This is a genomic window from Proteus myxofaciens ATCC 19692, from assembly GCF_001654855.1.
Classification (GTDB): domain Bacteria; phylum Pseudomonadota; class Gammaproteobacteria; order Enterobacterales; family Enterobacteriaceae; genus Proteus; species Proteus myxofaciens.
Map to the genome: position 1 here is coordinate 1 of NZ_LXEN01000069.1, position 7,315 is coordinate 7,315.

Genomic DNA, 7,315 nt, shown 5'->3' on the forward strand with positions numbered 1-7,315 from the left:
CATTTAGTAATTTATCAATAATATTTTTTGCTTTTTCCTTTTTTTTACAATTCATTAATGATCTTGCATACATATATTCAATCATTGGAAATAATTCAGAATTTACTTCATTATTCAATAACAAATATTCGCTATCCTTTAAAGCAATGACACATCGCCCTAAATAGTTAGGTGTGAAAGCATCCATCCTTAATCTCAAATAAACAAATCGCCAATCATGAGTATTTAGCTCAATAGTTTCATCAATATTAAAAAAAGCTCTCTTAATTGTTTCCGCAGCAGAAATATAATATTTATTTCTATTATAAACATCCGCTAAAAAAACATTGGCGTAGCCATACAATATATTTTCTATACCTTCATTATTCTCTATTTTATCAATTTTTATATTTGATATTACATCCGACAAATAATCACCTGTAGATGCACCATTAATAGAGACAAATACTTCTACTTTTTTATTAACCTCTTTGTCATTATCAATCAGTTGTGCTCCTACATTAAAAGAAAAAATAATAAAAAAAACCAATATATATTTGATATGAAAAATATATTTACTCATAATATAAAGTTCCTTGTTTAAGTGTGATGTGCTGTGTAATATCGACAACTGTATTATCAGTATTAGTCGTCAATAGAATTGGAATGTTAAAATCCTTATTTATTCTATGTAAATATTTAATAAAAACTTGAAAGTCTTCTTTGTAATTATCATCAAGAAAATAATCCATAATAATTAATTTTGGTTTTCTTGCTATAGCTCTTGCAAAAACAACATTTAATAATAAGTCAGAAGGGATATTCTTTATTTTTTCTTTATAGTAATGTTCTATATCCATATATGAAAGAGAATTCATAATATTCATATTGAGTTCTTTCTTACTTTTATGAGTTAATAATGAATAATAAATATTATCAAAAACATTAAAATCACCAAAAACATGATTCTTATTATCTATAAAGCTTAATAGCTTAGCTCTTAATCTTGCACGTTGATTATTATTTAATGAAGGTAAATAATATCCAAGTAAATAAGCAAAGCCAGAGTAATCAATATCTATCCCCAATGAAATATTATTTAATGCATTAATTTCATCTTTATTATTATATCTTATTACTATAAAGCTATTATTTTTTATTATTAACGTTATTTCTTTTAAAAGAATATATTTACGATTCTCTTTCTCAATTGATTTATTAATATTTAGTAAAGAAATAATAGGTAATTGTTCTGCATACTGAATTCCTATCATAATGCCTCCTTTTATTGTTTCCAACAATCGAGAAACCAGACGCCTCTATCGCCATCAAAAGTGGTTAAAAGATGATGAGATAGATGACTTTTTATATAATCCAAATGATTTAATATTAAAGCGGGTGTAATAAAACCACTATCACCATAAAGTTTATTTAACGAATAATAAGCAATATCTTTTCGAATATTTTTTAATGTTTTATTTAAAATTTCATTATATTCATATGTGGGCAGAGATGTAGAATATATTGCTTTTGTATTTTTATTTATACATTCATTCCAATTTTTAAGCAAAGTTTTTATTGCGTATTTTTTATTTTTAGGCAAAGAAAAAAACCTATTAACTGAAAAATATGTATTAGATATATTTTTTTTGCTAAGAATAATGCAAAGTACTCTTTCAACACTATTAATTGTTTTATTTTTTCCTTTCATTAAAGATAATGTTAGTGGTTGTCTATCAATTTCTGTAAATGATAAAATAGGAATAGCTCTAAAACCACCACAAATAAAAACATTATTAACTATATTATTATTAATAAGATCTTGGGCTAATAATAAAGAGGAAAGCAATGCATTACGTTCACCTCTTACCTTACAAGATATTTCTTTTATATTATATTTTTTTAGTATATTCCTTGGGATAATATTTAAAGAAAAAATATCCCGTAAACTATCAATATTTTCAAATGGACTTAGTTCTCCCCACGAATCAATATAAATTAATCCATTTTTTTCTTTTCTTAATTGAAATTTTTCTTTATGACTTAATTGTGAAAATGCGAGATCAAAAGCATGTTCTATCGCATAAAGATAAGGGCGAAAGTTAGATTTTCTTAAACCTTCTCTTAAATAAATATTCTTATTGATACCATATCGCTTAAAACTCCAATTTGTACTTCCTAATTTTTTCAGTGATAAACGTAACATATGTGATTCCCATACGTTATACCATGAAGGAATAAATGGTATCGACGTTTCCTCAGGTTCACAAACTATATAGGCGGCAATATTAATAGCATTTGAATACTCTGATATTATCATTATTTTTCCTCATCAGATATTAATATCATCGCAATAAGAGAACCATCCATACCTAACCCTATTTTTAGCATTGGCTTATTTTTATATTGGAGCACTTTTCTATCAGATAAAAAATTAAGATCCATCGCATCATCTATTGGATAATGACTTGCAGAAGGAATAAGTCTCTTTTTATTCAATGAATTTGCCATTATGATCAAATCAATTACACCAGAACAATTGGATATATAACCAATTTGACCTTTATAGCTTATAATAGGGACATTAAGATTTTCTTTAAAAACATGAGAGATAGCCATTACCTCAGCTTTATCACTAATAATAGAACCATTACCATGAATAAAAATTGCGCCAATATCTAATGGTGAAAATGATGATAGTTCAAGTACATTAATAATTAATTTTGATATTGTATAAAAATTAAATAAAGTACCACCTAAATTTTTTTCCGCATTACTTTGCATAAAGAAAGAACTATGTATTATTGGTAAGGGTTTATTTTTTCTTTTTTCAACTTGTTCTTTTTCTTCTAATATAAGAACAGAATAACCAGCCGATAATAAAACACCATCACTCTGCTTACTTAGAGGTTGTGCATGCTCTGTTACTAGCATATTCTGGCCATCCATAAACGCGAGATCTTGTAGCAAGATATCATTCCACGAAAGAATAATCGCAATATCTATAGTCTTATTTTTAATCTCTTGCCTAGCAATATGTACTGCCATTAAAGCCGAATTGCTTGCACAATAAATAGAAATAGGCGGAAAACATAATTGATATAATTTAAACAATTTATTAGCGAGACTATCTTGTGCATAGGAAGAAGCATGTAATTTTTTTATATTAGGTGAATATTTAACATCTTCTGCATCATTTTTATCATAAAACCCTTGATAATCAATAAAATTTGCTCTTGGCCCTTGCCCTGAAAGATATATTTTTACTCTAGAGCTATTTATTATATTCCATGTTATTTGAGCATGTTGTAATCCGCTATCAATCAAATTTCTTATTTTATCAAAAAGATTAATTTCTTTATTTTTATATTGAATAACATTAGGATTTACTTGAAATTTAAAATAATTCGCTAATTTATCATCACTGAAATATTTTTTACTTATAATTTTTTCTTGATTTAATAAAAGTTTTTCAAAACTAGAAAAATTATTAACCAAAGGTAATTCAATTTCCCATCCACTTATTATTACCTTATTCATATCGGCTTCCTAATAATAATGGCATAGTGATTACAACCTTCTGATGAACCGAGAATTAGAGCATAATTTATTTTTTTATTTAATGGCTTAGTGATAAAGTTAATATCATTATCAATAAATTTATTTGTATAAGGAAAAGGCATAATCTTTTCTTCTAACATCATATTAATGATAAGAGTAATAGCAAGTAATCCAGAACAAGATTCAACCAACCCAAATAAAGCATTGTAATTTACAACAGGAACCTGAGGTGATGTTTTAAAAAAGACTTGGCGAATAGCATTTATTTCAACTTTATCGTTTTCTTTATTTCCATCACTCGTTCCACAGATAATATCAATATCACCAGGATTTAATTGAGCCTCTACAAATGCTTGCTCTATTGCCATACTTAATGCATCAATTTTTTCTGAAATATTATCTTCATCTAAAAAAGTTGTATCATTTGATTTACCATACCCAACTATTTCTGCATATATTTTTGCACCCCGTTTATTGGCATATTCCCTATCCTCAATAAATAGCATACAGGCACCTTCTCCTGGTATATAACCTGTCTTTTCTTTTGAATAAATTTGATAATCCTCAACTTGTGTGGTGAGGTTTATTTTTTCACTCATTGCTTGAAAATAAAGTGAAATAGAGCCAAAGTGCTCATCAGCACCCCCCACAATTACTTGAGGTTGTAAATCCTGGCGAATAATTTCATATCCGTAAGTTAATGCCCCTAATGCTGCATTCACGCCTGTTGCAAGAGTCGTGGTATATCCCTTAATGCCTTCTGTAATAGCACAAAAAGTAGGTACTGCATTCATTAAAGTTCCCGGAAATTCGGATGTTCTAACTTTTGTTGGATCGGGAATAAGACTTTGTAAATAGCGATTAACCGTACTTTGTGGCCCTTTTGACATGCCAACAATAAAGCCTAAATTATCTCCATCTCGATTAATTTTACGATTAGCATCTGTAAGCGCTTCATTCAATGCTAATAAGGCATATGTACCACTAGGCACTGCTTTACGAGCATCAAAACGTCGTAATCTTTTTTTAGGTTCTGCATTATTAACTGCATGATAACAGGCATGGGTTTTTAAATGGTTGTCGCGTTCTTGATTAAAATAAGGATGCCCAAGTGATGCCTCAAATTCTTTATCTTTGATCACAACGGACATTAAATTATTAATATCCTTTTGCACATCATCATCAAATACGATTTTTTTTAATACACCTTGTTTTTTATTCTTCCAAAGTGTTTGCATGATTTCTCTGACACTATTACCCAATGAAGTAATAGCGCCTAATCCAGTAATCACAACTCGCTTTGCGTGATATTCTTGAGGTTCAATCTCTGCAAGCTGAGGGCTGGCAATAATAGAACAATTATTACCGCCAAAAGCATAATTGTTCTTCATAAATAATTTTACTTTTTTATCTTGAAATTCATTAGGAACATAATTTAAATCGCAAGATTGCCTTGGTTTAGTAAAGTTTAATGTAGGAAGAATTTTTCCCTCAGCTAAAGAAATAAAACAAGCGATAATTTCTACAATGCCTGCGGCACCAATATTATGACCGACATAGGATTTTGTTGAGCTTAAAGGAGTTTCGTAAATATGAGGAAAAACTTTTTTCATAGACATCGTTTCAATGCGATCATTAGCCTCAGTTCCTGTTCCATGCACATTGATATACTCTATCTCTTTCGGTTCAATACCCGCATTACGTATAGCCTTTTGCATCACTTGTACAGCGCCAGCTCCACTAGGTGAAGGGCCTGTCTCATGATAAGCATCACAAGATGTCGCATAAGAGACAATTTCTCCATATATCGTCGCACCTCTTGCTAGTGCATGTTCATACTCTTCTAGTACCAAAGCGCCAGCGCCTTCACCAATAGACATACCAGGGATACCTGAAAATGGTGAAGTTGGCTGTTTTTTCATCACATTCAGTGCATAAAATCCTGCAAATGTCGGTAAATAGATTGGCTCAGTTCCCACTGCCAATACCACGGGATTTTTACCATTTTGGATATAGTCATAACCCATACCAATCGCGTTAGGACTTGCTGTGCACGCCGTGGCAACTAATTCGATACCACCTCGTAATCCTAATAAGCTTGATACACTTGAACAGCATGATGAAAAACCACCTGATAAAATGGCTTTTTTGATAGAAAAATCGTCAATATGCTGTTCAAATAAAGGTAAAAAAGCTTCGGTACCGGCAGAAGATACTCCTACAATCATCGCGGTATGATTTAAAATAGCTTGGTTATCTTTTAAATGAGCCTGTTGTAATGCCTCGCTACTGACTCGATAAGCCCATAAAGCGGCATTATCTAAATATTCAACAATGTTTTTAGGAATATCATCATAATTTATTACCATTTCTATTTCTGAAGCATTAGCATGTTCAAACCATTTTAAATATCGTTGACTAGGTTTTATATTGCATTTCTTTTTAAATAGAACTTGTTTAAATTCAGGAATGTTTTTAGCTAAGGATGATAAAACTCCCATCCCCGTTATAACAACCCGGCGACGTTTTATATTCATATTAATACCTATAAAAAATTAAATTAATATATTTGTATGAAATTTAATATTGATATATTTATTTATCTCTATTTTTATTAAGATAACTATCTTCTGTTGGGCTTATTTTCATACTTAAATTATTAATAAATGGGATACTAACAGTAATAAAAGAAACATCTCCATTTTTTGTTCTGATAACATAATCATCAATATCTACATACGCAAATTCATATTTTAATAAAACTCTAGCAATATAATCATTTAGGGAATATGACAATCCGCAATCGATAACAACACCAATATTTTGTTGTTGATAAAAAATAGGATCACCTATATTTATCTCAATATTCTCACCTATTCCTTTAATTCTAGCACCAACAATTTGTTGTTCTACACCTATGTCAGAACGTTTTTTTATTTCATCTTGACCAATAAATTCATCTTTATCATAACCAATAGCCCATTGCATTTGTAATTCTATAGGGCAACGGCTAAACACGTTATATACTTCTGGCTCCCAGCATGGATTTTCTATTCTGATATTTTTTAAATAACCTACACCGCCAATTATCAGATCATACTTCTCAGATAGTTGAGAAATACTCTCCCATATTTTTGATAACTTTTCTTCATCCCCTATAATGTAATAACAATATTCACCATGTTTTCCTACCCTCATGATCAGAACATCATTCTCAATATACATAAATTCATGAAAAGGTAACCCAATGATATCCATACCGAAAATTTCAGAAAGAATTTCCCATGAATAAGGTCCTTCTACACAAATCATTCTCCATTGAGGAGTAAGAGGCATAACTTGATGGATTAAATATTGTTCACCACAATGTGCTTTATCTATAATACATTCGTTAATCAATCTACATAATTGCTCACTATTCATCCACTCACAAATAAGAAAGTAGCTTTCGTTATCACAGATAATATATAAATCACTAATTATATTGCCATTATTATTAAGAATTAACGTATATAGCAGTTGTTCATCGCGGATAGTCGAAAGATCAGCTGAAATAAAATAATTTAATAATCGCCATGCATCATCACCAGAGACATTAACTATGGCGTGATGTGAAAAATCCGTCATTAAAACCGTATTTCTTACTGCAAAATATGTATCGCATCTATCAGAATAATATTTAGGAAGAGTAATACCATTATATGTATCAAATATAACATCTTCTGTTTTTTTAATATTAAAATATTTCATATAATAACCTCAATTAAATTGATGA

Annotated in this window: 6 protein-coding genes; all 6 read right to left on the bottom strand. The window is 29.6% G+C overall.

Going from position 1 to position 7,315, the window contains the following annotated elements:
- On the bottom strand, positions 1-562 hold a 562-nt coding region (locus M983_RS07590; RefSeq protein WP_066749470.1), incomplete at its 3' end, for a hypothetical protein.
- A complete protein-coding gene (locus tag M983_RS07595) occupies positions 555-1,253 on the bottom strand; it encodes a P-loop NTPase family protein (protein ID WP_066749473.1) in 699 nt (232 codons plus the stop codon). The genes M983_RS07595 and M983_RS07590, both read right to left, overlap by 8 nt.
- A gap of 11 nt (positions 1,254-1,264) precedes the next feature.
- Positions 1,265-2,299 carry an ATP-binding protein gene (locus M983_RS07600; RefSeq protein ID WP_066749475.1) on the bottom strand — a complete coding sequence of 345 codons (1,035 nt, stop codon included), beginning with the start codon at positions 2,297-2,299 and terminating at the stop codon, positions 1,265-1,267.
- Complete coding sequence (locus M983_RS07605; protein ID WP_066749477.1) at positions 2,299-3,519, bottom strand: beta-ketoacyl synthase N-terminal-like domain-containing protein; 1,221 nt, start codon at positions 3,517-3,519, stop codon at positions 2,299-2,301. Before M983_RS07605 ends, M983_RS07600 begins: the two co-directional genes overlap by 1 nt.
- Positions 3,516-6,077, bottom strand: coding sequence for a beta-ketoacyl-[acyl-carrier-protein] synthase family protein (locus M983_RS07610; RefSeq protein WP_066749479.1), 2,562 nt, complete (start codon positions 6,075-6,077; stop codon positions 3,516-3,518). Before M983_RS07610 ends, M983_RS07605 begins: the two co-directional genes overlap by 4 nt.
- A 58-nt stretch (positions 6,078-6,135) precedes the next feature.
- Entirely contained in the window at positions 6,136-7,290 is a 1,155-nt protein-coding gene (locus tag M983_RS07615; RefSeq protein WP_066749482.1) for an aminomethyltransferase family protein, read from the bottom strand.
- Positions 7,291-7,315 lie beyond the last annotated feature (25 nt).